32 protein-coding genes and 1 pseudogene are annotated in these 24,380 nt (G+C 36.7%); 29 read left to right on the top strand and 4 right to left on the bottom strand.

Features of this window, described 5'->3' with window-relative positions; genetic code table 11:
- Nucleotides 1–160: 160 nt before the first annotated feature.
- On the bottom strand, nucleotides 161–409 hold the full coding sequence (locus ACGH80_RS07700) for a helix-turn-helix domain-containing protein (protein WP_411578948.1): 249 nt from the start codon (nucleotides 407–409) through the stop codon (nucleotides 161–163).
- Between the two features lie 142 nt (nucleotides 410–551).
- Between ACGH80_RS07700 and ACGH80_RS07705 the strand changes: the two genes are divergently transcribed.
- The 3 genes from ACGH80_RS07705 (at nucleotide 552) to ACGH80_RS07715 (ending at nucleotide 1,818) form a co-directional block, all read left to right on the top strand.
- A complete protein-coding gene (locus ACGH80_RS07705) occupies nucleotides 552–845 on the top strand; it encodes a type II toxin-antitoxin system RelE/ParE family toxin (protein WP_065578846.1) in 294 nt (97 codons plus the stop codon).
- 2 nt (nucleotides 846–847) lie between these two features.
- Nucleotides 848–1,150: an addiction module antidote protein gene (locus ACGH80_RS07710; protein WP_065561131.1), complete on the top strand. Its 303-nt coding sequence runs from the start codon at nucleotides 848–850 to the stop codon at nucleotides 1,148–1,150.
- A gap of 89 nt (nucleotides 1,151–1,239) precedes the next feature.
- Entirely contained in the window at nucleotides 1,240–1,818 is a 579-nt protein-coding gene (locus ACGH80_RS07715; protein WP_411630815.1) for an endonuclease, read from the top strand.
- Between the two features lie 17 nt (nucleotides 1,819–1,835).
- On the opposite strand, the gene ACGH80_RS07720 is transcribed toward ACGH80_RS07715, so the two are convergent.
- Nucleotides 1,836–2,024, bottom strand: a complete 189-nt coding sequence (locus ACGH80_RS07720; RefSeq protein ID WP_174798197.1) for a ribbon-helix-helix protein, CopG family — start codon at nucleotides 2,022–2,024, stop codon at nucleotides 1,836–1,838.
- A 485-nt stretch (nucleotides 2,025–2,509) separates the two neighbouring features.
- Here ACGH80_RS07720 and ACGH80_RS07725 point away from each other — a divergent pair, with 485 nt between their 5' ends.
- From ACGH80_RS07725 to ACGH80_RS07775, 11 genes are all read left to right on the top strand, one after another.
- Complete coding sequence (locus tag ACGH80_RS07725; RefSeq protein WP_065590024.1) at nucleotides 2,510–2,824, top strand: phage holin, lambda family; 315 nt, start codon at nucleotides 2,510–2,512, stop codon at nucleotides 2,822–2,824.
- A complete protein-coding gene (locus ACGH80_RS07730; RefSeq protein WP_411630818.1) occupies nucleotides 2,808–3,251 on the top strand; it encodes a D-Ala-D-Ala carboxypeptidase family metallohydrolase in 444 nt (147 codons plus the stop codon). Before ACGH80_RS07725 ends, ACGH80_RS07730 begins: the two co-directional genes overlap by 17 nt.
- Entirely contained in the window at nucleotides 3,248–3,568 is a 321-nt protein-coding gene (locus ACGH80_RS07735) for a hypothetical protein (RefSeq protein ID WP_411578950.1), read from the top strand. The genes ACGH80_RS07730 and ACGH80_RS07735 overlap by 4 nt, the downstream gene beginning before the upstream one ends.
- A gap of 176 nt (nucleotides 3,569–3,744) precedes the next feature.
- Entirely contained in the window at nucleotides 3,745–4,146 is a 402-nt protein-coding gene (locus ACGH80_RS07740) for a hypothetical protein (protein ID WP_411578951.1), read from the top strand.
- Nucleotides 4,147–4,377: 231 nt separating this feature from the next.
- The gene (locus ACGH80_RS07745; protein WP_411578952.1) at nucleotides 4,378–5,103 is read left to right on the top strand and encodes a KilA-N domain-containing protein; all 726 of its coding nucleotides are present in this window, start codon (nucleotides 4,378–4,380) and stop codon (nucleotides 5,101–5,103) included.
- An 11-nt stretch (nucleotides 5,104–5,114) separates the two neighbouring features.
- Nucleotides 5,115–5,717: a hypothetical protein gene (locus tag ACGH80_RS07750; protein WP_411630820.1), complete on the top strand. Its 603-nt coding sequence runs from the start codon at nucleotides 5,115–5,117 to the stop codon at nucleotides 5,715–5,717.
- On the top strand, nucleotides 5,717–7,210 hold the full coding sequence (locus ACGH80_RS07755) for a terminase (protein WP_411630823.1): 1,494 nt from the start codon (nucleotides 5,717–5,719) through the stop codon (nucleotides 7,208–7,210). The genes ACGH80_RS07750 and ACGH80_RS07755 overlap by 1 nt, the downstream gene beginning before the upstream one ends.
- Nucleotides 7,211–7,212: 2 nt before the next feature.
- Entirely contained in the window at nucleotides 7,213–8,661 is a 1,449-nt protein-coding gene (locus ACGH80_RS07760) for an anti-CBASS protein Acb1 family protein (protein ID WP_411630825.1), read from the top strand.
- Entirely contained in the window at nucleotides 8,603–10,255 is a 1,653-nt protein-coding gene (locus ACGH80_RS07765; RefSeq protein WP_411630827.1) for a phage minor head protein, read from the top strand. The genes ACGH80_RS07760 and ACGH80_RS07765 overlap by 59 nt, the downstream gene beginning before the upstream one ends.
- Nucleotides 10,252–10,425, top strand: coding sequence for a hypothetical protein (locus ACGH80_RS07770; protein WP_411630828.1), 174 nt, complete (start codon nucleotides 10,252–10,254; stop codon nucleotides 10,423–10,425). Before ACGH80_RS07765 ends, ACGH80_RS07770 begins: the two co-directional genes overlap by 4 nt.
- A gap of 60 nt (nucleotides 10,426–10,485) precedes the next feature.
- Entirely contained in the window at nucleotides 10,486–11,253 is a 768-nt protein-coding gene (locus ACGH80_RS07775; RefSeq protein ID WP_411630830.1) for a DUF2213 domain-containing protein, read from the top strand.
- Nucleotides 11,254–11,289: 36 nt separating this feature from the next.
- On the opposite strand, the gene ACGH80_RS07780 is transcribed toward ACGH80_RS07775, so the two are convergent.
- Entirely contained in the window at nucleotides 11,290–11,517 is a 228-nt protein-coding gene (locus ACGH80_RS07780; protein ID WP_411630832.1) for a hypothetical protein, read from the bottom strand.
- Between ACGH80_RS07780 and ACGH80_RS07785 the strand changes: the two genes are divergently transcribed.
- The 12 genes and pseudogenes from ACGH80_RS07785 to ACGH80_RS07840 all read left to right on the top strand — a co-directional run bounded on the left by ACGH80_RS07785 (nucleotide 11,516) and on the right by ACGH80_RS07840 (nucleotide 16,978).
- On the top strand, nucleotides 11,516–11,656 hold the full coding sequence (locus ACGH80_RS07785) for a hypothetical protein (protein ID WP_411630833.1): 141 nt from the start codon (nucleotides 11,516–11,518) through the stop codon (nucleotides 11,654–11,656). The genes ACGH80_RS07780 and ACGH80_RS07785 overlap by 2 nt on opposite strands.
- On the top strand, nucleotides 11,656–12,084 hold the full coding sequence (locus ACGH80_RS07790) for a hypothetical protein (RefSeq protein ID WP_296318107.1): 429 nt from the start codon (nucleotides 11,656–11,658) through the stop codon (nucleotides 12,082–12,084). The genes ACGH80_RS07785 and ACGH80_RS07790 overlap by 1 nt, the downstream gene beginning before the upstream one ends.
- Nucleotides 12,085–12,093: 9 nt before the next feature.
- Nucleotides 12,094–13,164, top strand: a complete 1,071-nt coding sequence (locus ACGH80_RS07795; protein WP_411578998.1) for a major capsid protein — start codon at nucleotides 12,094–12,096, stop codon at nucleotides 13,162–13,164.
- Nucleotides 13,165–13,167: 3 nt separating this feature from the next.
- On the top strand, nucleotides 13,168–13,347 hold the full coding sequence (locus tag ACGH80_RS07800; protein WP_065636185.1) for a hypothetical protein: 180 nt from the start codon (nucleotides 13,168–13,170) through the stop codon (nucleotides 13,345–13,347).
- A 2-nt stretch (nucleotides 13,348–13,349) separates the two neighbouring features.
- Nucleotides 13,350–13,709, top strand: a complete 360-nt coding sequence (locus ACGH80_RS07805; protein ID WP_411630835.1) for a hypothetical protein — start codon at nucleotides 13,350–13,352, stop codon at nucleotides 13,707–13,709.
- Between the two features lie 15 nt (nucleotides 13,710–13,724).
- Nucleotides 13,725–14,078 (top strand): hypothetical protein, encoded by a 354-nt coding sequence (locus tag ACGH80_RS07810; RefSeq protein WP_411578995.1) that lies wholly within the window; start codon nucleotides 13,725–13,727, stop codon nucleotides 14,076–14,078.
- A gap of 23 nt (nucleotides 14,079–14,101) precedes the next feature.
- Entirely contained in the window at nucleotides 14,102–14,479 is a 378-nt protein-coding gene (locus ACGH80_RS07815; protein WP_411578994.1) for a hypothetical protein, read from the top strand.
- Entirely contained in the window at nucleotides 14,476–14,859 is a 384-nt protein-coding gene (locus tag ACGH80_RS07820; protein ID WP_411630837.1) for a hypothetical protein, read from the top strand. The genes ACGH80_RS07815 and ACGH80_RS07820 overlap by 4 nt, the downstream gene beginning before the upstream one ends.
- 11 nt (nucleotides 14,860–14,870) lie before the next feature.
- Nucleotides 14,871–15,353, top strand: a complete 483-nt coding sequence (locus ACGH80_RS07825) for a phage tail tube protein (RefSeq protein ID WP_411630839.1) — start codon at nucleotides 14,871–14,873, stop codon at nucleotides 15,351–15,353.
- Entirely contained in the window at nucleotides 15,354–15,575 is a 222-nt protein-coding gene (locus ACGH80_RS07830; protein WP_174798215.1) for a DUF6246 family protein, read from the top strand. It abuts the gene before it with no gap.
- A 91-nt stretch (nucleotides 15,576–15,666) separates the two neighbouring features.
- A pseudogene (locus tag ACGH80_RS07835) lies at nucleotides 15,667–16,711 on the top strand (IS3 family transposase); the annotation flags it as partial.
- 129 nt (nucleotides 16,712–16,840) lie between these two features.
- Nucleotides 16,841–16,978: a DUF454 family protein gene (locus tag ACGH80_RS07840; RefSeq protein WP_411578473.1), complete on the top strand. Its 138-nt coding sequence runs from the start codon at nucleotides 16,841–16,843 to the stop codon at nucleotides 16,976–16,978.
- Between the two features lie 177 nt (nucleotides 16,979–17,155).
- Here ACGH80_RS07840 and ACGH80_RS07845 read toward each other — a convergent pair whose 3' ends face one another.
- Nucleotides 17,156–18,208: a dihydroorotate oxidase gene (locus ACGH80_RS07845; RefSeq protein ID WP_411630841.1), complete on the bottom strand. Its 1,053-nt coding sequence runs from the start codon at nucleotides 18,206–18,208 to the stop codon at nucleotides 17,156–17,158.
- A 520-nt stretch (nucleotides 18,209–18,728) separates the two neighbouring features.
- Here ACGH80_RS07845 and ACGH80_RS07850 point away from each other — a divergent pair.
- From ACGH80_RS07850 to ACGH80_RS07860, 3 genes are all read left to right on the top strand, one after another.
- A complete protein-coding gene (locus ACGH80_RS07850; protein ID WP_411630842.1) occupies nucleotides 18,729–21,500 on the top strand; it encodes a flavocytochrome c in 2,772 nt (923 codons plus the stop codon).
- Between the two features lie 29 nt (nucleotides 21,501–21,529).
- Entirely contained in the window at nucleotides 21,530–22,495 is a 966-nt protein-coding gene (locus ACGH80_RS07855; RefSeq protein WP_085164070.1) for an FAD:protein FMN transferase, read from the top strand.
- Nucleotides 22,496–22,749: 254 nt separating this feature from the next.
- On the top strand, nucleotides 22,750–24,210 hold the full coding sequence (locus tag ACGH80_RS07860; RefSeq protein ID WP_174798220.1) for a DASS family sodium-coupled anion symporter: 1,461 nt from the start codon (nucleotides 22,750–22,752) through the stop codon (nucleotides 24,208–24,210).
- Nucleotides 24,211–24,380 lie beyond the last annotated feature (170 nt).

A 24,380-nucleotide genomic window follows, 5' to 3' on the forward strand; every position in this document is an offset into this window, starting at 1 on the left:
CGATAAGTTAGAAAGGAATTATGCCAGTATGGTATCACTGGCATTTATGTTAATGTGGCTGCCAATGTATTGTTGAGTAATTTATGTACAGCAAAGATCAACAGCCCCTAATTTTTGATTTAAATATTATTAGATCCTAACCCGCTTCGGCGGGTTTTTATTAAAAATCTAACAGTTCAGGCTCGATTTGTAGTGCTTCGGCAATTTTAATCCGTGTTGCTTTTCTTAGCTTTTGGCTTTTTTCATATTGAGAATAAGCTGATTGGCTAATACCTATTTTATTCGCAACTTCAACTTGAGATAATTTTAAATACTCACGCCATGCTTGTGCAGGAGAATAGTTATTATCAAAAACCATATTAACAACTTCGTTTGGTACACCTGTTTCAACATCGATTGTTTTATTCATTATTATTTTTATGATTAACCTCAATATAAGCATTATATAAGTTTTAGTAAAAATATAAATATAAATAATTATAATTGATAACCGCAGTTGACATTCTAACAGTGTAAGATATAATAGTTTTAAATTAAAACAGGAATAAAGCATGATTACTGTAAGTTATACACAGCAAATGGAAAAATGGTTGAAGTCGCTTAAAGATAAAACTGCAGCAGCTAAAATTAAAGTTCGAATTCGTCGCATGCAAGAAGGTAATTTTGGTGATGTTAAGCCTGTAGGCAGCGGTGTATCAGAAATGCGTATTCACTGTGGAAAAGGGTATAGGGTTTATTTTGTTAACCGCAATAATGAAATTGTTATTTTATTGTGTGGCGGTGACAAGGATACACAACAAACAGATATTAAAATTGCTAAAGAATTAGCAAATAAATGGGGTTAATTATGACTACAAAACTAAAAACTTTTGATGTGGTTGATTTTTTAAATACTGATGAAGAAATGCAAGAATATTTAAATGCCGCAATAGAAGAAGGAGACCCTAAATTTTTATTTATTGCACTTGGTGATATAGCTAGAGCTAAAAACATCAGTCAGCTTTCACGTGATACAGGTATAAGTCGTGAGGGTATTTATAAAGCGTTATCAGGTGAGGGGAACCCCACTTTTAATACAATCTTTAAAATTGTTCAAGCATTAGGTTTGCAAATGCAGTTTTCCTCACAAAAACATGCTGATTGTTGTTAACTGAGTATGGAAAATCTAATGTAGATATACAAAATAAAATCAAACCTAAAGCTCGCTATTGCGGGCTTTTTTTATGTCTGGAGAAAACCATGCCAATAACACAAGATTTACAAACCCTTGAGGGTAATCAGCTTATACAACTAATAGAGGTGGATGGCACAAAATTTGGTCTTGATGAAGTGCTGAGATTTCATGCTCATAATATTTCGCCTGATGGATGGGCGTCGTTTGCCGCTGAGAATTTCGGACGTCATCTACAATGTTGGCGAGACGGTGGGCGTAAAGCGTGTAAAAAAGATGTTACGTTCAACTTGATGGAGGGGGATATGCACAATCTACAACCCGCTATTGGCGAAGTAAATGGAGACCGTTCTAACTATCGTTATTCGCAGTTTACGGACAAATTTAATCAGTATGGGCAGTGTAAAACTACTGTAGATTTCAAAGAAAGAAAATTTCAGCCGCGCGATGAAATTCGCGGGATGATAGCGCGCACATATCTATATATGTCTGATAAATACAAAATTAATTTATCTAATCAAGAAGAAAAGCTGATGACAGCGTGGGATAAAATGTTTCCGCCTGAAAAATGGGAATGTGAGCGTAACAAACTGATAGAAAAAATTCAGGGTAATGATAATAAATTCATTACTCAACAGTGTAAATAGTTACATATAAGCCTCAATTAAGAGGCTTTTTTGTTATCAAGATAGAATTTAACAGCATCAACAATAAGTTGAGCTTGTGGTACATCTAAGCTTTTACTTGCCTGTTCAATTAATGCGATATCATCAACGTGTAGTTTGAAGCCTTTTACTTTAACACCTCGTTTTTGGTCACTTTTTGCTTGAATTTCTGTCATTGATTTTGCCATAAAATCACCTTGATTTATTAAGTGTCAATTGATATATTTAAGGTCATCGGAGAGGTTTCCCTCTCCTTTGAACTACTTTAGAATGCTGGGGAGCTAATCAAAAGTAGCAGAATTAAAATGAATATTTTGAACTTCATTTTACTTCTCCTTAAGCCCTCGTCTTAGGTCGGGGGTTTACCTTATCAAGTCCCTCACTTGATGGTTATTATTATAGGTTAACCTATAATAAAGGTCAACACTATTTATCTAAAAATTTTAATTTTTTATAGATTTATTGCCGAATAAAATTATTGAATGAAGCCGCTTAATTGCGGTTTTTTTATGTCCAAATTTACCCCTACGCCACTTTCTATAAGTCAATCTAACAATTGATTTATAGATACGTTTGGGGCCTTCTACAGAATCGACAGCAAAGCTAGACACACACATAACTAACATTTAGCTAGTACGCTGTCACATCATTAACTCATATGAAGAATAATAAAATGTATAAATCATCAATCATGGAATGGTTACAATCGAATGCGCCGTTAATTTATGGCGTCGTTTTATCCATCATCATAGCCTACGGTCGTTTAACGTATGATGGTGTGGGTGGACGCCGTAAATGGGTGGAAGCGTTGCTGTGTGGTGCGTTGTCATTAGCTGCTAGCAGTGGGCTAGATTATTTTGGTTTGCCCGTTAGCATGAATCCGTTCATCGGTGGCGCAATTGGATTTTTAGGGGTTGATAAATTACGTCAAATATCAAATTCAATGTTAAGAAAAAGGATTGATAACAACGATGACCAAGCTAACTGAACATTTCACACTAGAAGAATTTACTCGCTCGACAACAGCCAGCAGATTAAAAATTGATAACTCTGTGCCTGCCGATTTAATGTCTAATGTGCAACTAACCGCTGTTAAATTGGAGCTAGTAAGAAAAGCTTTGGGTAAGCCGATTATTATCACGTCTGGATATCGTTGTCCTGCGCTAAATGCTAAAGTTGGCGGTGTAGCAACAAGCGCTCATACGAAAGGATTGGCAGTTGATTTTAAATCATCATTTGGTACGTCAAAAGAGATTTGCCAACGATTAATTGATTCTGGTGTACAGTTCGATAAATTAATTCAAGAGCACAACCAATGGGTCCATATTGGATTTAGCCCAACTAACAATCGTCAAATAGTGTTAACAGCAGTTAAGCAGGGCGGTAAAACGGTTTATTTAAGTGGTTTGGTATGAGTAAAGAAAGGATATTAAGCATCGCATTAACCATTGCTGTTTTTGTCTTTACTATCTATTTCGGTTACAGCAATTATCAAGAGAAGAAACTGCTACAAAAAGATAACGCTGAACTGTTCGGAAAAATCGAACAGTTAGAGCAGAACATTGCTAAAAACAATCAAATCATAGTGCAACGAGAGCAAGAAAAAGCTCAAGACGCTATGTCAATTAAACAACTTCAAGAGCAAATGAAAGATGCGCTTAAAAATAATCAATGTGCTAATGATTTTATGCCTAGCAATATTTCTGACTGGATGCGGAACGGTAAAAACTGAGTACGTTTATCAATGCAATATCCCTGCTTCGCTGACACAACCAAATAACGAGCCTCATATTGATAAGCGAATCACTTGGGGACAATGTCCAGCCCTTTACACTGAATTATTGAACGGGCTTAGGCAGTGCAATGCGGATAAAAGGGCGATAAATCTAATTAGCAACGGGAAATGAAATGCTTGAATTAAATCTCACAACGGTGACAGGAAGGAAAATATCTTTTGTTCATTATTCATCGTACAGCCCGCCAAGCGAGAGAGTGCAAGAAAATGGCGTATACGAAATAGATAAATCATTGTTCTTGTCTCGTGAGTTTTACAAAATTATTTGCTATACAGAGACCGAAAGACAATGCGACGATCCAAAAGTACCGGCTGGCAAGAAATTGTATGATGTGTATATTTATTCAATCTTGGATAAGGAAAAAACAAAATATATGCTCATGTATAACAATGATGATGATTTAAAAGAAAAGCTAAAGTTAAGCATTGAGCAAAAAAATCTCTCTATGATTGAATTGCGAAAACAATTGAGGTTGCGTCGTAATAGCTTAACTCGATCGGCTGTTTATAAATAACTATTCACTTTTACCGCATAAACCATAAAAAATCCCGGGCTGTTATAAAAAATAACCGCATATTTAATCAAACCGCTTAATTGCGGTTTTTTTATGTCTGAAATTTGCCATCACACGGCAAATATTAACCAAGAGCTTTACAGAATGAGCCTAAGAGAATGACAGCTAATGTCTGAACTCTTGGGGCTGTTTATTCTGTGTGACTTAGGCTCATTCTATAAAGGACATAATATGAATATTATTAAATTTGACTTTAAAGGTCATCAAGTTGGTTTCAATGATGATGGATGGATTAATGCAACAGAAGCAGCATCAAGATTTGGTAAACGTCCAAATGACTGGCTAATTCTTCCAGATACAGTTAATTATATCAATGCTTTAGAATCTACATACCAGAAAATCCCGTATGTAAAAACGAGCCGAGCTAGAAAGGATCGTGGTGGTGGTACTTGGATTCATCCTAAGTTGGCGGTTAGATTTGCACGTTGGTTATCTGTTGATTTTGAGATATGGTGTGATGAGCAAATTGATAAGCTTATTCGTTCTCAGGCTGTTACTTATACAGATGAGCAAGTATTAGCAATACTAACTTATAGTCAACCGCAAACATGGGAAAAGCGATTCCAACAACCTTTTTATCAGGCATTATCAAAAATGACTAACTTGCCATTCAATAATCATGTTGGCGGTTGTCCATCATTATTTGGGCTGATAACGCAAAAATGGGTTTATGGTGTCGTGCTACCTAAAAAGGTTTATCTGAGCATCAAAGAACGCACAAAGAAAGGTGAAAAAATCCATCAATTCTTAAAACCAGACGCACTAAAAGCAGTAGAAGACCAGTTAATAGCAATAACAACAATTGCAAAAGGCTGTATTGATTACAAAGATTTTGAGGCTCGATGCTCAACAATATTTAATACAAAAGGTCAGATTAAATTTATTCTGGCTGCATAAAAGGAAAGATTATGAAAAAGCCAGACTGGGAGGCTATCGAATCAGCCTACAGGGCTGGATTACTGTCTATAAGAGAGATAGCAAGCAAAAACGGGATAACCGACGGAGCTATCAGGAAAAGGGCAAAAAAAGAAAATTGGTCCAGAGACTTATCAGAAAAGATTAAAAATAAATCTGATGAATTGGTACGCACTAAAGAGGTACGCACAAAAGTACGCACGGAAAACTCATTATCAGAAAGGGTATTAATTGAAGCTAACGCCGAAGTAATAGCTAATATCCGAATGGAACACCGAGGCGATATCCGTAAAGCTCGTAATATTACGAACGCCTTATTTGAAGAGCTTGGCGCTGAATGTGCTGATATAGAGTTATTCAAAAAACTTGGTGAGTTATTAGCAAATCCAGACCAAAACGGCAGGGACAAACTCAATGAAGTTTATATGTCCGTCATATCTATACCTGAAAGGGTGAAATCAATGAAAGCATTAAGTGAAACGTTGAAAAATTTAATCACTTTAGAGCGTCAAGCTTACAACATTGATGATACACCAAAAGATAATTCAGTTGGCCAACTTTCGGATTTAATGGATAAACTATCACGGGAGGGTTAATGTTATCTCCTGGTCATTTAAAAAAACTCAGTAATAAACTTTGGCGTTTAAATAACCTCTACTACATCACGGATAAAGCAGGTAAGCAAATTCGCTTCACAATGACCCCCGAACAGCTTGAATACTTCGAGGGGATGCATACAAGGAATATCATTTTAAAAGCTCGTCAATTAGGATTTACTACCGAGGTGTGCATTATTCAGCTAGACGCGGCATTATTTGAATCAGCCAAGTGTGCGTTGATTGCTCATACTCTAAATGATGCTAAACGATTATTTAGAGAAAAAGTAAAATATGCGTATGACAGGTTGCCAGAAGAAATAAAGCAAGCGAATCCTGCTAGTAATGATGCCGCAGGTGAGTTGGTATTTAAAAAAGGTGGCTCGCTTTATGTATCAACTTCATTCCGTGGCGGTACATTGCGTTACTTGCATGTTTCTGAGTTTGGTAAGATTTGTGCTAAGTTTCCTGATAAAGCCAAGGAAATCGTCACAGGTGCGTTTGAGGCGGTTGCTACAGGCTGTTTCATTACTATCGAAAGCACGGCGGAGGGTAAAAGTGGTTATTTTTATGATTACTGCAATACAGCTGAAAAAGCCCATATTCAAGGTAAGCCTTTATCATCACTTGATTGGAAATTTTTCTTCTTCTCTTGGTGGAAGAATCCGCTTTATGCGATAGCGCCAGTTGAACCGATACCAACTCGATTAGAAGAGTATTTTAGCGAAATAAAAGCTAAGCATGGTATCGACTTAACCGAACAACAAAAAGCTTGGTATCACGCTAAAGAGAAAACGCTTGGCGATGATATGAAGCGTGAATATCCATCTATTCCAAGTGAAGCATTTGAGCAATCAATCGAGGGTGCTTACTATGCAAGGCAATTCAGAGAGCTATACAAAGAAAAACGCATTACCGTACTACCTGATAATAGCCATTTACCAGTTTATACCTATTGGGACTTGGGGGTTGGTGATTCAACCGCTATTTGGTTTGTGCGCAAAGTGGGTGAAGAATTTCACATCATCGACTACTACGAAAATAGTGGTGAGGGTCTCAGGCACTACATGAAGGTCCTGAAAGATAAAGCCCAAAAACTTGGCTATGAATATGCTGAGCACTGGGCACCGCATGATATTGATAATCGTGAATTATCGGGTGATGGTAAGAGCCGTAAACAGATAGCAAAAGAAGGCTATGAAATTGACGGTGAGAAATACAGCATTAAGTTTAATGTAGCCCCAAGGTTAAGTGTTGATGATGGCATCGAATCAGTTCGTGAAATTCTTCCTCTTTGTGCATTTGATTCAAGCAAATGCGAACAAGGTATTGCTAATTTAGAAGCCTATCGAAAAGCATGGGATGATAAAAACGGCTGTTGGCGAGATAAACCGCTACATGACCATACATCACACGGTGCGGATGCGTTTAGATATTTTGCTGTGGCTAATCGAAATAAACGCAAACGCTCAGCAGGATTATTTATGAGGTAACAATGGGTTATTCGAATTTAACAGACAAGCAGTTATTAAACGCTGCTCAAACCGCAATTAATAGCAATCAGGATATAAGTAGACAACGGTTAGCGTATGCATCACAAGGATTGGTTAGTAACACGAAAAGGGCATTTATCGATCGCGAGTTTGGTTATCCAGAAAATCTCACTTTCTCAGATTTCTATAAACTATATAAGCGAAACAGCGCAGCCCGTGGCTTTGTTGAGCGATTGAGTGATATTTGTTGGCTAGATTACTCTAAATTTATAGATGGCGATATTCGAGAACAAGACTCAAAGCTAACAACTTGGGAGAAAATAGTTACTGATTTATTTAACGATAAATTGTGGTCAGCTATCACCGAAGCGGATAAGCGCGGAATTGTGGGTAGATATTCAGGACTCATTATTCAATTACGAGATAGCAGAAAATGGGAAGAACCAGTTGATACGGTCGTATTGAACCGACTTGAACCAAAAGATGCCATTGTTAAGCTAATCCCTGCTTGGGAAGCTCAGTTAACGGCTTGCGAATGGAATAATGACGAAGCCGACGAAAACTATGGCCAAGTAACAATGTACCAATTTAATGAAATAGCGGTAGGTGACAAGTCAGGCAAGCCCAATATCTCTCGCAGGATACATCCAAACAGGGTGGTCATACTTAATGAAACATCCGTCATTAATTCCATGGATGATGGTGAATCACAGCTTGAGGTTGGTTATAACGATTTAATCGACATGATGAAATACTCAGGCGGTAGCGCAGAGGGCTTCCTAAAGAATGCTAGCAGGCAAGTTCATCTGAATTATGACACTGATACCGACATGGAAGAACTGGAGCGAGAGTTAAGAAAGCGAGGCTTTGAAAAGCCTGCTGATGCATTAAACCGACAAATCGCATTGTTAAACTCAGGTACAGACAGCGCACTAATTACAGCAGGTGCGACAGCGAATATTTTATCGGTTGCTCCCGCCGATCCGAGTTCAGGATGGTCGGTATCCGCAAATAGTTTTGCTGCCTCTGTCAGAATGCCATTTACCATTATTTTTGGACAACAAACGGGGCGGTTAGCATCAGATGAAGATAAGACAGATTACGCAAAACGAGGAATGTCTAGACGTAATGGTTTTTTGAGCACATTAATCAAAGAGTTTGTTAATCAGCTTATTACGCTAAAAGTTATTCAGCCACTAGTTAACGGTACGCTCACTCTTAAATGGTCCGACTTGTTAGCACCGAGCCAAGCTGAAAAAATCGAATTAATGCTCAAAATGTCAGACGTGAACGTCAAAGCGCAACAATCTATAGGCATTCCTGTGTTTACACCAAATGAAATACGAGAAGTTGGTGGTTATGAGCCCGATCCTGATTTAGAGGATATCGATATTGAAAAGACCGAAGATAATAAAGCCGATTCCAAAGAATCCGATACTACCGAAAAGTAAAAACAACCCTACACTCACCAACAAACAAATTCTCCAAATGCGTAGCGAAATACAAAAACGCTACAAAACAATCAAACAATCAATTATTGAGCATATCGAATTAAGCTTAGGCTACTATGCTAAAGAGCCGATTAAAACAGCGATATTCGTTGATAATACACTCTATGTCGTTAATGCTAGTGTTAATTACACTGTTGACGGCAATCAACTTGCTAGGGTGTTAACTCGCATTCAAGAAATTGTTGATGAAAACTTAATTGATGGCGGTATTGAGAAGTTTTGGGCAGGTAAGTTTGTTGCTGATATGTATCAAATGGGGACTAATCGCACTTTTCATAATCTATCCGTTCAATCACCACTTTATTCACAAGCTACATCATTGGAATCACTGTTATTTAGTGATGCTTACATTCGTCGAATTGGGCTTGCATATACAGCAACATTCAACGACTGGAAAGGACTTGCAGATAATCTAAAGAGTGATTTAGGTACGGTTTTAAGTAGCGCTGTAGCCCGAGGGATTAACCCACGAGAAACAGCCGATATTATCAGTAAGCGTATTGATGTTTCATATAGCAGAGCTAAAGCCTTGGCGCAAACTGAACAAGTAGGCGCACTTCGTCAAGCTACATGGGATGAAACTAAACGCACACAAGAAGAATTAGGGTTAAAAACAGGCTTGTTACATATGTCTGCTTTAAAGCCTAATTCTAGGTCAACACATGTCGATAGGCACGGTAAGGTTTATACTGTTGAGCAAGTGGCAGATTGGTATGAAGAGAATGGCAACCGATTTAATTGTTATTGCGCTCAAGTAACGGTACTGCTTAATGAAAAAGGTGAGCCATATAATCAAGCTAGTATTGATAGATTATTAAAAGAATCTGATGACTGGCGTGAGCAAAACAGACCGAAACAACAAAGTTTAAATTCTGTTGAAGATGCTAATGAATGGGCAAGGAAACACATTACTGAAACCTCAAACCTGCCACAGGATATTGATACCAAAGAGTTGGCTCCTTGCTTACAGTTGGTATCAGAAATACAGAAACGATTTGATTTACCTCAATTTAGATACACAGGCTCGATAACAGGGGATATTTATAAATATAGAGAGCCACCCAAAGATATGTTGGCAGCATACTCACATGAAGCTAAAGCCCTCCTTATTACATCAGATAGCGTCGATAAAAAAGCTTTGCTAGAATCTGATTTACACAGCAAAACGAAAGGGTATAAGCGAAATTCTATGCTGATAGCCATCAAAGGTAAGAATGAGCAATTAGCTAAAATAATTCACGAAATGGATTATATGCCGTGGAGTGCGGTATCCACGCCAAGAGGTATTTATGCTCACGAGATGGGGCATGCATTGCATTATCATTATCATTATCAAGAAGAAATTGACGACATCATCTGGAAAGCGTGGGATCGCGGTTGGGCTCATGCAATTAGTAAGTACGCTCAATATAATAAAATGGAGTTTGTTGCCGAGTCGTTTTCGTTGTATATTGAAAATCCAGTTGAAGCAAAAAAACGTTTATATCCAGAATTATTTAAGTTTTTTGAGTCATTAGATAAGAGGTTAAAGTGAAAGACGATGAATCATTAATAGATATTGCATCTAAGCTCATTAATACCGAACCGCTTCCCGATGACGCGGAAGAACAATTAAAGAGTTTAATTGAGCAAGCAAGTACTAGTTACGGAAGATATCAACTAGGCTGTTTAGCGGAAGCACTTTTCGTTATCAGGCATTCATAACCGAATCACCCAAACCGCTTTGGCGGTTTTTTTACATCTAAAATCCACACGAGGTAAAGCATGACACTTAAAAGTGTAAATGTTTTATCTGTCGTTAATAGTAAATCCAAAATATCAACGCAAATCATTGACGGGAAAGAGCACATTGTTATCAATGATGTGGTCCCTATCGTGGATGATATTGTCATGAACGGAATTTTCTATCCGGCAGATGAAATTAACAAATCGTACATGACATTAAATGATAATTTAATGCCACTTGACCATCCACGAATAAATAACGAGCACGTTTCCGCATTAAACCCTCAAGCTATTAATAACTTCTATATTGGTGCGTGGGGTAGAAATGTTCGCAAATCTAACGATAAGGTCTTAATGGATGCGTATATCGATAGGAAATTTGCTGAAAGTACCGAAAAGGGGCGAATGCTTGTGAATCGGCTTGATGACATGATGAGTGGGAAAAACACCACACCAATTCATGTATCGACGGGGTTAACTTACACGCCCGATAATCAATCAGGCACATCAAAAGGCAAACGGTATAAGTCAATAGCTCGAAATATGAAGTTCGATCATGTCGCAATACTACCCGATAAACAAGGTGCTGCCACGCCAGATGACGGAGTGGGCATTTTTGTTAACTCCAACGGTGAAAAATCGCCAATTGAAAATGTAAGTCTTATTGAGTGCTCAGAAGATTCAATAAGCAATGTAATTAGTAAAACCATTAAAGAGGTTTTAAGCGTATTTAAATTTAATCAAAAAGAGGAAGAAAACTTAATGAAAGAAAAAAATCTTACTAGCTCTAAATGCTGCAGGTATTAAGACTGACGGCTTATCAGATGAGCAACTGTTAAAAGCTTATAACGAGCAAACAACCAAAGAAGCAATTGAAAAAAAGAAAACTTCTGAGGAAGAAGAAAAGAAAAAAGCTGAACAGGAGAAGAAAAATGCAACTAATGCCGAAGATGCACCAGCATGGGCTAAAGCATTGATGAACAAGGTTACAAGTCTTGAATTAGCAGTAAATGCAAACACAGAAAAAGAACTCTCAGTTAAGCGAGAAGCAGTAAAAAACAAGTTCAACATGACACAAACCGCAGTCAATGCGCTATCTGGTGAGCCGTTAGATGCCTTATACGCACAGTGCGTTAAAACAGCACCTATTAGCGGCGGTTTTGCTAATAATTCAGATAATTCACTATTAAACATGGAGGCTCCAGAGTAATGATTCGATTTAAAACAGTGATTGGTGGTCCTGCACGCAAAAACGACCCACAAACAATTGACTTAAAAACAGGTGAAGCGATTGCGCCATGCTCTTTGGTTGCTGTGGTTAACAATAAGTTAATGAAACACTCAGCAGCAGGTGAGCAAACCCAAGCTTTAGTCATCACAAATGATTATCTAGGTGGTCATGATATCCGTGACAATGTACCGAATGACACATCAGGTATCGCCATTATTTGTGAGGATGATGTTACTTACCATGTTTTAGTAAAAGCAGGTGAAGCGTTAACAGTTGGTGACAAATTAGCATCTAACGGTGACGGAACACTAAAAAAAACAAGCGGTACTGATGCGGTGCTGTTCTATGCATTTGAAACCTATACCGTTGGCGCAACCGCTGAACAAGTTCGAGTTCGTAAAGCTTAAGGAGCAATAATGAAGAACGAAAAGATTATTTTTAATAAAAAATTAATTACCAACTCTGCCCAAGTGGCACAGGCTTGGAATCAGTTAAAAGCAAGCCGTCAAATCTTTAACAATGCTCAAAACCAAATGAGCGCAACACACGGCAATGCTATTGAAGTTAATCAAGCCGCAATCTTAACCCAAGATTACTGGCGTGAAGTAGATAACGTGACCACCCGTGTTATCCGTGATGATGAGGGCGCACCATTACTTGATGATTTGTTATCGTTAGGTACACCTATCTCCATTGGCAAAACAGCAGCGCTATACCGTGTTTCAAGCGATGCAGGATATGTTAATCGTTCAATGTCAGGACAAGAGCCAGAAACGTTAGATAAGGTTGTTTATGACCATTACGGCGACCCTGTACCAATCTTTAAAACAGGTTATGCTCGTGAATGGCGTGAATGGTTAGGTTTACAAACGGAAAACATCGACGCAATGTCAGATGACCAAGAAGCGGCAGTGGCAGCATTACGCCAAGATATGGCGCAATACATTTTAACAGGTGATGAAAAAATCAAAGTACAAAACTTTGAAGGCAAAGGCATCACTAATCATCCGCACACCAATCAAGTGGATTTAAGTGCGTCTGGTTTGAATATTGACTTAACATCAACAGCCACAAGTAACGACGATATTATTAATTTCTTCACAAAAGACTTTGTTGTCATTCTTGATGCTAATTTAGTGTCAGAACAATTAAAAGTCTTTATCTCTCCCGAAATTCAGCGCCGTCTAAATCTTCCGTACTCTAATTCAAATGGATTTAAAGAGGGGACAGTAAAAGACTATATTTTACGTTACTCAGCGCACATTGGTTCATTCACTAAAACATTTGAGGTAAAAGGCAACCACTTCATTGGTTACGTTCGCAATGCTCAGTACATTAAAACCCGTATTGCTGCGCCGATTGGCTCGTTCATGAAGCAACGAATCAACCCACATGACAACTATCAAACACTTGTTTGGTCGGCATTTGGCTTGCAAATCAAACGTGACTTTAACGGTAAAAGCAAAGTCTTTAACGCTCGGGGGTAATTGATGAAATTACGGGTAACTAAACGCGGCTGTTTCGGCCGCATTGATGGCGCGGTAACTGAACTACCTATTGGGTATGAATTCCATGCTACAGACATTCCTACTGCTTTTATTGGGCGTGTAATTGTGTTAGAGCAGCAATCTGTTGAAGTTGAAGCAGACAAAAAGAAAAAGGGTAAATAATCATGTCAGTACAGGTAACCGCAGAAGACGTTAATCAAATGTTATCAGAGCTTGGTTATTCTGTACCGAGCATTGTTATTAACGCAATCCTTAACAAGGTGAATTCAATTAGTGATTGCTTGGTTACTCATGGTTATTCAGAAGCCGACCAACTTTTGATACTGATTTACTCAGCTTGTTTACTGGCTCAAATGCAAGGAGCAAGAAAAATCGCATCACAATCAGCACCAAGCGGTGCGTCAAGGTCATTTAAATATGATGACGTGGGTTTTAAATCTATGTACTCATTACTAAAAAATCTTGATGTCCACGGATGTACTGATTGTCTAGGTATTTCTTGCTCAAAAAAACATTTTTTTTAGTTGTTGGAGGTAGGGATGAGTAATACCGCGAATTGGAGCTATACAAATGTTGCAACCGTATATCCTCATACAGGGTACGATGGAGAAAGCAATGTCGATACTTATGGAGCACCTTATTTAATCAAGTGTACATGGAAAGATGAAGCACCAAACGCACTGGGTGCTTACATTGATTCTTTAGGTGTTGAAAGAGTAAGAAAAACAACTTTTTACACCGAAGACAATCGAATTAAACAGGGCGACTTCATAGCAAAAGGTGATAAAACTTCGTTATCGTTAGAAGCCTCAAACGCTGAACAAGTAGAGTTTGTGCTTGAATATGATATGAGCGCTTTTGGTGAAATCCCTGATTATGAGGTGGTTACCTAATGGCGGTTAAAGGCGTTTCAAAGGTGAATAGAAATATTCACAGGATAACTAATGAAATTGCTAACATCAGAACTCAAAGGATTATCCAGCAAGTTATGATTGTGGGTATGTCTTTTGTTGCTCCACTTACTCCAATCGACACGTCCAATCTTATTAATTCGCAGTATAGAGAGCTAAAACCAATCCCAAAAGGTTGGGTTGGTCGAGTTGGTTATACGGCTAATTATGCTGCTTTCGTTAATAGCGCTAAAGCAAAATTAAGAGGGAAACCGAGAACGGGTAAAAAATCAAAGGGTAATTACTGGTCTCCTAATGCTGAGCCTGATTTTATCAAAAAAGGGTTTGAGCGGGACGGTAAGGATGTCATACAGCAGGTTATTAGGGAGAGTTACAAAATATGATTTCTGATACATATAACTCAATAAAAAGCTGGCTGAATTCACATAATTTACTTGATGATTACATTTTACAATTTCGGAAATGGGTTGAAGTAAAAAACACAAAATCCAATAGATATATTGTGATTGTCCCTGCTGGAGGCGGTAATGCTAGTGAGGCGATAACGCGAGATTATTTTAGGATTGTAATTATTTCAGCGATTAATGATTCGGACGTTGTAGCGGTTAATGATAAAGCAGATGAAATCAGGCAATTTATGCTAGATGATTTTGAATCCAACAACGTTATTTCAATGAGTCCAATCAGCGGAATAACTCAAGCAAATACAGAAGAGGGGCGGTTTATTTTCGAATTTACCGCTCAAATGATTATATCAAGATAAGAGGTACATTTATGGCTAAAAGTAATGCAGGAACAGGACGGAAAATTGCCGTCTATTACAAAATAGGTAATCCTGATACAAGACCTGCGGAAAAGGATTATAAGCGGTTGGGAATGATTCGGGGTAAGTCACGAGGCGTGAACTGGAACACCATTGATGTTACAGCCGACACATCTGAAGATGGTACAACTGAATCAATGGTTACAACTAAAGAAAAAACAGTATCGTTTGATGGTGTATCCCGTGGTGATGACATTCAAAACCAAGGAGTTTTGCTGGACCACATCGAAAGCCCATCGCAAGATACTGACGGACAGCCTTATGTTTGGATTAAAATTGTAAATCCTATTATTAATAGGGTGATTGAGGGTTGTTATTTATTGTCTTCATTAACGGAAGAATACCCATACGATGATGTTTGCACGTGGTCAATTGAGGGGACAAGTGCAGGCAATGTAACAAGAGCTGTTATCCCAGTCTCAGGAAAACCGTAGATGAAACCAGTAATAAAGGACATTGGGGAATTTATAATTCATCATAAGGAAATTGATTATTTATTTATTCCATCTTTTCTTAATATGACAAAGATAGGTAAACCAGATGAAATAGTTGAGATTTTTTCTATCATTTTTGGCGAAATGAATAATGACGATTTCACATCTGTCATAGAATGCGCTGACAAAATACTTGAAGCGTGTAACTATCCCCTAAAATAGTACAGCAAAAAAGTAGAAAATTCTCTTCATTAACCAACAGAGGATTTAAACATGAAATAGATAACACCATATCAATTCGTAGCTATTTTAAAAAAAAGTTGAAGCCGGTATTCCTGTCAAAGAACTTTGCCGTAAATATGGTATGGGGAATTCAACTTTCTATAAATGGCGTGATAAATACGGTGGTATGGAAACCTCCGATATCAAATGTTTAAAGCAGCTGGAGGCTGAAAACCGCAAGCTTAAGCAGGTGTTTGCTGAGCTCAGTTTAAAATCTCAACTTCAGGAGGAAATCATAAAAAAGCTATAGTACCTACCAAGGCACGTAAAGCATGGGCTTTGGAGTTACAAGAAAATCATCCTGTTACTATTACCATGAGCTGCGCTATTGTTGGCTTAAGCCGCTCTGTGCTTACTATTATCAGCCCAAGTTACCAGATGATTCAGTAATTAGGTCGGTACTCAGTGCGATCACCGATAAGCATTTACGCTGTGGCTTTCCCAAGTGTTATAATCGCATCAGAAAGCTCGGCTATAAATGGAATCATAAACGTGTGTATCGGGTGTATTGTGAATTGAAGCTTAATCTCAGGGTAAAGCGTAAACAACGCATTCCTCCACGAAGCCCGGAAAGACTATCAGTACCCAATAAACAAGGTGAATGCTAGTCAATGGATTTTATGAGTGACAGCAGTCGCAATCAACGACGCTTTAGAACTTTCAATGTGATAGATGACTTTAATCGTGAGGCGCTAGGCATTGATATTGCAGTAAGCTTACCAGCTGGCAGGATTACCCGTTATCTGGATAAACTGGCCGAATATCATGGTTATCCACTCAAAATACGAGTAGATAATGGACCGGAATTCACTAGAAACACGTTTACTAATTGGGCAAAATCACATGGTATAACTATAGATTACATCAACCCCAGCAGCCCATATCAAAACGGGTATATTGAACGATTTAATCGTACCTATCGTACTGAAGTACTCGATTTATATCTTTTTAACAACTTAGCACAAGCAAGGAGAATAACCGAAGAATGGTTAACGATTTATAATACCGAAAGACCGCATGAGGTATTAAATAACATGACACCGATTGAGTATAAAACACTAAAACAGGCAGCATGATTTTCTACGTGAGTTGTGTACTAAGTTTGGGGTATTTACATATTGAATTGAATACTGAAACCTTTCTAAGTTACATTTTATAATGTTTAAAAAATGGTTTTTTATAATTATAGGTAGTGCTTCATTTTTATTGGGACAGTTAGTATTTTCGTGCCGCTCCTACCAACAGTGCTTTTTTATTTATTAACGACCTATTTTTTGAACAATATCTCAGATCGTCTTTATAGCTATTTTACTGATAATCATTACTATCAAACTTATATATAAAAAAGAAAGCAACAAAAATAAATTTGTTTGAAATGTTAGCAATGGCCTTAATTGTATTGTAAATACTTTTTATTTTATTATTTTAGGAAAAATTAAGAATGCAGTAGGGTATATAGGCAGTAAAAAATTACAGGGTAAGTTACCCTGTAACAAATGTGAGCCTAACTGTAAATAATTTTATTTAAGATTTTTCTTAATTTCTATAGCAAGCATTGGGTTCCACATGGCACCCGTAGCACTCATGACCGCATCTGCGCCATTATCGATAAACTGACGATAATGCTCACTAGAACTAACACCACCAACACCAACAATAACAAATTTTAGATCCATTTCTTTTCGATATTTAGCTAATCTACTTACCATATCTAAACCAGCCCAACGAATTGCATCTCCACAGACACCGCCTTCTTTTCTATTTTCCCCTAAGGCAGGATTACCTTTAGCATCAACTGGTTTAGCGGACAGTGTGTTAATTGTACTTAAGCCGTCGATAATAGAACCGACACGAGTCAATAAAGAAACGATCCTTTCATCATCAGGGAAATAGGCTAGTTTTAAAATAAGTGGGCGATCAGGAACAGCTGTTTTAATAGCGTTAACAATTCGTTCGACTTTATCTATATCAAAGCAAAGTAGTTTACTTGCTCCTTCGTTTGGGCAACTTAAATTTGCTTCAAGAATAGGCGCATTGGTTTCTCTAACTAATTTTGCAGCTAAAGCATAATCGTTTTCTATTGCTTCATTGCTTTGCGTCCCCTGAAAACTACCAATTACATATTGCCCATGACCTGCAGATTTTACTGCATCAGCCATATCTGGTTGCCAAATATCTGGAGAAAAAGAAGGAACCCCAAAAGAGTTGGTAATTGATAGAGGTTGATTGTAAGCAGTATCAGCTAATACTGTATCTAAATTACACGATAATTTACCTTTAGGATGAACTGATAACACATTCGGTAATGGATGGCATTTATGTAGTTTGGTTCGAACTGTTTTATATACGCATAAATCAAATCCATAGGCAAATGCGGCTTTAATGTAGTTTGCATTCAATAAAGGACCTGCCGGTATACCAAATGGTAAATTAACGTCATGGTTTAAAAATTTTGAAGATTTTGTTGGGATTTGCTCAGCTTTATCTAATTGTGTAAAAAGCCCAAATGGTCCTTGAGCATAATTATCTTCGTAGCTTATAGAAGGATTATAAAAAGGTGTTAAAGATTCCATACTATCTCCTGATCATGCATGTTCTTAAAGTGAAGTTGGGTATTAAGTTGTAATAAAAATAAAATGAATAAGGTTTTAGAGCCAAAAAAAATCCTCCATAAGGAGGATTAAGAAATAGGAACAATAGAGAGTAGAAAGATGGGGTAGATTCAGAACTGCTAATTGGAATTAAAGACATTAAGTTATTCTCTATTGTATAAATTTGTACACATTTTATCTGAATAAAATTAAAGTTCAATATAAAAATCATAAAAATATTTAACTAAATGAAAAGGTTATAGTATTTTTTTCTAGATTTTAAATCATAAATCCGACAATATAATCTCTCTAAAATACCCAAAATAAGCATGATCTTATCCTATTTATCGTGATAATTTTATAATTGCTTAATAACACTAAAAAATTTCTGTCTAAAAAATGATACTTGTTGTTATTAATGTAGATAATCCATGTGGAGAGTAACTATTGTTAATGTTATCATAATTAAAAAGTTTAAATACTAGTGAGTAGGTATATAAAAATGAAAAATGAACATATTTTTAGTCCGATAACTTTACCTAATGGCGTTGAACTAAAAAATCGTATAATGATGGCCCCAATGACAACTTGTTCTGGTTTTTATGATGGTTCAGTTACTCAAGATCTAATTGAATATTATCGTGTACGATCTGGTGAAATAGGGACAATTATTGTTGAATGTGGATTTGTTGATAATAAAGGATTAGCTTTTCCTGGTGCAATTGGTTTAGATAGTGATGACAAAATTGAAGGATTAGCAAAGATTGCGAAGGCAATCAAAGAAAAAGGCTCCAAAGCGGTAATTCAAGTTTACCATGGAGGGCGAATGGTTGAGCCAAAATTAATTGGTGGACAATCGCCTGTGGGGCCAAGTGCAATAGCAGCACCACGATCTGGTGCAGCAACACCAGTTGCACTAAGCGCTGATGAAGTCGATGAAATGATCGATAAATTTGGCCAAGCAGTGCGACGCGCTATCCAAGCTGGATTTGATGGTGTTGAAATTCATGGTGCAAATACTTACCTTATTCAGCAATTCTATTCACCAAATTCAAATCAACGAGATGATAAGTGGGGGGGAAGTCGTGATAATCGTACTCAATTCCCTTTAGCCGTCTTAGATATCACTCATAGTATGGCAAAACAATATGCATCCCCAGAGTTTATCGTTGGTTATCGTTTTTCTCCAGAAGAATTAGAAATCCCAGGCATTCGTTTTGATGACACAATGTATTTGCTTGAAAAATTGGCCCTAAAAGGGCTTGATTATGTCCATTTCTCAATGGGAACAACGCTTAGATCGTCGATTGTTGATACTCAAGATCCAACTCCATTAATTAAAAAATTTGTTGCGATGCGTTCACCAATTTTATCAAAAATTCCTGTTGTAGGTGTCGGTAATGTTGTTAATCAAAGTGATTTGGATAGTGCCATCGACAATGGCTATGATTTAGTTGCGGTTGGTCGAGCTTGCATTGCTTATCCTGATTGGGTTAGTCGCATAAAGAAAGGTGAAAAACTAGAGCTATTTATCAATAGTGATAAACGTGAAGATCTGAATATCCCAGAACCTCTATGGCATTTTTCTCTCGTTGAAAGTTTAATTCGTGATGTGAATCTTAATATTAAAAAATTCAAACCGGGAAATTATCAAGAAAAAGTTAATGACGAATCTTACGAATTCCTTATTAATGTGGAATTAGCTAAAGACTTTATAAAAGACATGGAATTGGTAAATGCTAAAGAGTTTGATAGTAACGTTCTAGATAATTTTTCGATCATTAAAAATAGAATTATTGATTCAAATAGCCCTCATGTTGATACCATTTCTGGCGCAACAACTCAATGCGAAGCCTTCAAAAAAGCTGTGACCAAAGCAATAGCCAAATCTAACAAAGAAGCGATTCTTGCGGAAGGTGGTGATCCTAATGACCAATCTTTTGATGTTGTGGTTGTTGGTAGTGGTGGTGCAGGGCTTACTGCTGCGATCCAAGCTCATGATCTTGGTGCAAATGTGGTTATTGTTGAACAAATGTCTGTAATTGGCGGTAATACCAATAAAGCTTCAGCTGGTATGAATGCGGCAGAAACCAAATTCCAAAAACTCAAAGGTATTACAGATAGTAAAGAACTCTTTTATAACGAAACGATGATAGGCGGAAAAAATAAAAATAACCCTGATTTATTACATTATTTTGTTGAAAATGCACCAAATGCCATTGATTGGTTAGATGAAAATGGTATTGAATTAAGTGGTATTACAACAACTGGTGGAATGAGTATTGATCGAACTCACCGTCCTGAAAGTGGTGCTGCAGTAGGTGGTTTCTTAATTAGTGGCCTAGTTAAAAACATCAATAAGCGTGGTATTGATGTTATGCTTGATACTGTAGTTACTGAAATTATGACAGAAAATAATAAAGTGGTTGGTGTTAAAGTTTCAGAAGAAGATGGCTCAAATCACGTAATAAAAACAAAAGTAGTTATTATTGCAACTGGTGGGTTTAGTGCCAATACCACAATGGTTGAAAAATATCGACCCGATCTTAAAGGTTTTGTCACCACTAATCACAAAGGCGCTACTGGTTCAGGCATTATGTTATTGGAAAAACTTGGTGCAGGAACCGTTGATATGGGAGAGATTCAAATCCACCCAACGGTTGAACAAACAACATCTTATTTAATATCTGAATCGATTCGAGGTGGAGGCGCAATACTTGTATCACAAAATGGTCAACGATTCGTTAATGAACTTGATACAAGAGATAAAGTTTCAGCTGAGATTATAAAATTACCTGAGCACTATGCTTATATCTTATTTGATCAGCAAGTCCGTAATGAAAACAAAGCAGTGGAAGAATATGTTTCAAATGAACTTGTATCACAAGCAAATACAATTGAGGAATTAGCACAAAAATTATCAATTGATACTAATACATTAACTAAAACTGTAAAGCGTTATAATCAGTTTGCTATTACCAAACAAGACAAGGATTTTGGCCGAACAACAGGTATACGTCATCCAATAGAAAAAGGTCCTTTCTATGCAATAAAGATCGCACCGGGCGTTCACCATACCATGGGGGGAGTGACAATCAACACCCAAACACAAGTCCTAGATGCTAATAAAAATATCATCCAAGGGGTCTTTGCCGCAGGCGAAGTTGTTGGTGGTGTACATGGTGCTAACCGTATTGGTGGCAATGCTGTTGCTGATATCATTATTTTTGGTAGACAAGCAGGTAAAAAGGCTGCTGATTATATTAAAAATTAAATTATTACAACTAGCTGAGCTTGTTTAATATGGTATGTTCGAGATATGAATATTCTCAAACTTTAATGGGAACAACGGTGTCATTAACGCTTTTAGAGCCAAATGAAGCCGTTGCACACACTGTTTTTCAAATTATAAAAATGCTTGAGGATAAATTGACTGTTAACCGGCTATTTTCAGAAGTTATGTCAATTAATTTAGCTGCGGGTAAACACCCAGTGACAGTGAGTCGACCTATTTTTTCCCTAATTGAACAAGCTCAAAAAGTCAGTCTGTATTTCAATAGTTGCTTTAATTTTGCTATTGGCCCATTAGTTAAGCTTTGGAAGATTGGTTTCCAAGGTTATCAAGTACCATCTGCTGAATTAATAAAACAACAACTATTGTTAATTGATCCTAAAAATGTCGAACTTGATACAAACACACATTCCGTTTTTTTAAAAAAAACTGGAATGGAAATTGATTTAGGTGCAATTGCTAAAGGGTATATTGCTGATATTGTCAAATTGGTTTTACTCGAAAATCAAGTGTATCAAGGTATTATTAACTTAGGTGGAAATGTATTAACTTTAGGTGAGTGTTTAACAGAACAAAGTGGTTATTGGAATATAGGATTAAGAAAACCGTTTTCAATTAGTGATGAGCTGTCTGGCGTTATTAAAGTTAAAAATAAATCAGTTGTCACATCGGGAATTTATGAGCGCTTTTTTATGCAAAATAATAAACTTTATCATCACATATTTAATCCCAAAACAGGCTATCCGTTGGACAACGAACTTGAAAGTGTGACAATAATTTCAGATTCTTCATTAGAAGGCGATATTTATTCGACTGTTTTTTATGGATGGGGGATTGAGAAAAGTAAGGCGTATTTGCGAAAGAATCAAAATTTATCAGCCATATTTTTGCTAAAAAATAAAACTATAGCATTAATAAATCCTGATAACTTTAGTTTTCAAAAAACCGATACTCAATACACTATAAAAATAGATTAATTATTCAATTTGCAATAAATGCGATTTTAGTTAACGATATAATTTTATTATTTTTTATGAATTTTTTTTTGTGTAAATGGCTTAATATATAGGTCTTTTCACAAAAAACATTCAGGTAGATTGTTGATTTTATTTATTTTTTTGATTATACAAACATGAGCAATTATAAATAATAGCCAAACAAAGAATAGTATTATTGTAACTGAATTAAATCTTATAAATTAAATAATATTTAAGTTAAAAAGGAAAATATTATGAGCGTAGTAAAGAAACCACCAGTAAAATGGTTGCCACTTATCATTATTGTGGTAATTTCAGCGATATTTTGGTTGTTTGTATCTCCACCTGAAGGTATTAGTCAAGAGGGTTGGCAAACCAGCATCATTTTTGTTGCAACAATTGCCAGTATTGTTGCCGAAATAATGCCAATTGGCGCAATTGGTCTATTAGCAATTACTGTTTTTGCTGTATTGAGACCATCTGGTGCAACAACAGCGACTGAGTCAATAAAAATCTCGTTAAGCGAATTAAATAGTAGTCTTATTTGGTTAATTGTTATTGCCTTTATGATCGCTCGTGGTTTTATCAAAACAGGTTTAAGTAAACGAATAGCCTATTATCTTGTTAAAATTTTGGGTAAAAATACCTTAGGACTTGCTTATGGTTTATCCGTTACTGATATTGCATTGGCACCAGCTATTCCAAGTACAACAGCACGTGCTGGCGGCGTTATTTATCCAATAGCGGAAGCACTAGCAATCAATTTTAAATCCAATCCCAAGGATGAATCAAGAAATCGCATAGGTACTTTTTTAATGCTAACTATTAGCCATGTAAATGATATCACCTCGGCAATGTTTCTAACGGCATTTACAGGAAATTTATTAGCAGCTAAATTAGTTACAACATCATTAAGTATTACATTAGGGTGGGGCCAATGGTTTGTTGCAGCAATTGCGCCATGTTTAGTTTCATTCGTTGTGATACCTTTGGTGATTTACTTTCTGACTAATCCAGAATTAAAAAGAACACCAGAAGCGCCAGAATTAGCGGCTGAAGAATTAAAGAAAATGGGGGTAATTACTGTTAAAGAAATCATTATGGGCGTTACTGTTGTACTTTTGTTAGCGCTCTGGATTTTTGGTAAAAATTTCGGTATTGATTCAACAACTACTGCGTTTATTGGCTTAACTATTTTGATCTTAACTGGTGTATTAAGCTGGGATGATATAAAAGGAGAAAAAGCTGCCTGGGACACATTAATTTGGTTTGCGGCATTACTTATGATGGCGGGGCAAGTTAATAAACTTGGTGTAACAAAATGGTTAGGGGACACAATAGGTGGAGCTGTACAAGGTCATTTAGGTGAAAGCAGTTGGGTATTAGTATTAGTTATTTTGTGTGTTGCCTATGTTTATTTACATTATTTCTTTGCAAGTGGAAATGCTCATATTGCTGCATTATTTCCCGTTTTCCTATCGATCGCTATTGCCTTAGGTGTACCAACTCTAACTGCAATTTTTGCGTTGGTTATTTGTACTAACTACTTTGGATCAATTACACAGTTTGCCAATGCTCGAAATCCACTATTATTTGCCGAAGGTTTTGTACCAGTAAAAACTTGGTGGAAAGTTGGGTTTATTTGTAGTGTTGTAAATCTAATTATCGTATTTACTGTTGGAATTTTATGGTGGAAGATAATAGGTCTGGATTAATTGTTATGTAACTGTAACTATCCTCTAAAATAATACATATTCCACCTTGAATCATTAAAAAAGTTATAGGTACTGTGAATGTTAATCAATGAATTTTATAAGTGATGGTAGTAGAAATTAACGTCATTTCAGAACATTCAATGTAATAAAATGGCTTTAATTGTGAAGTG

The sequence above is a fragment of the Gilliamella sp. BG1 genome (assembly GCF_046635625.1).
GTDB classification, from domain to species: domain Bacteria; phylum Pseudomonadota; class Gammaproteobacteria; order Enterobacterales; family Orbaceae; genus Gilliamella; species Gilliamella bombi.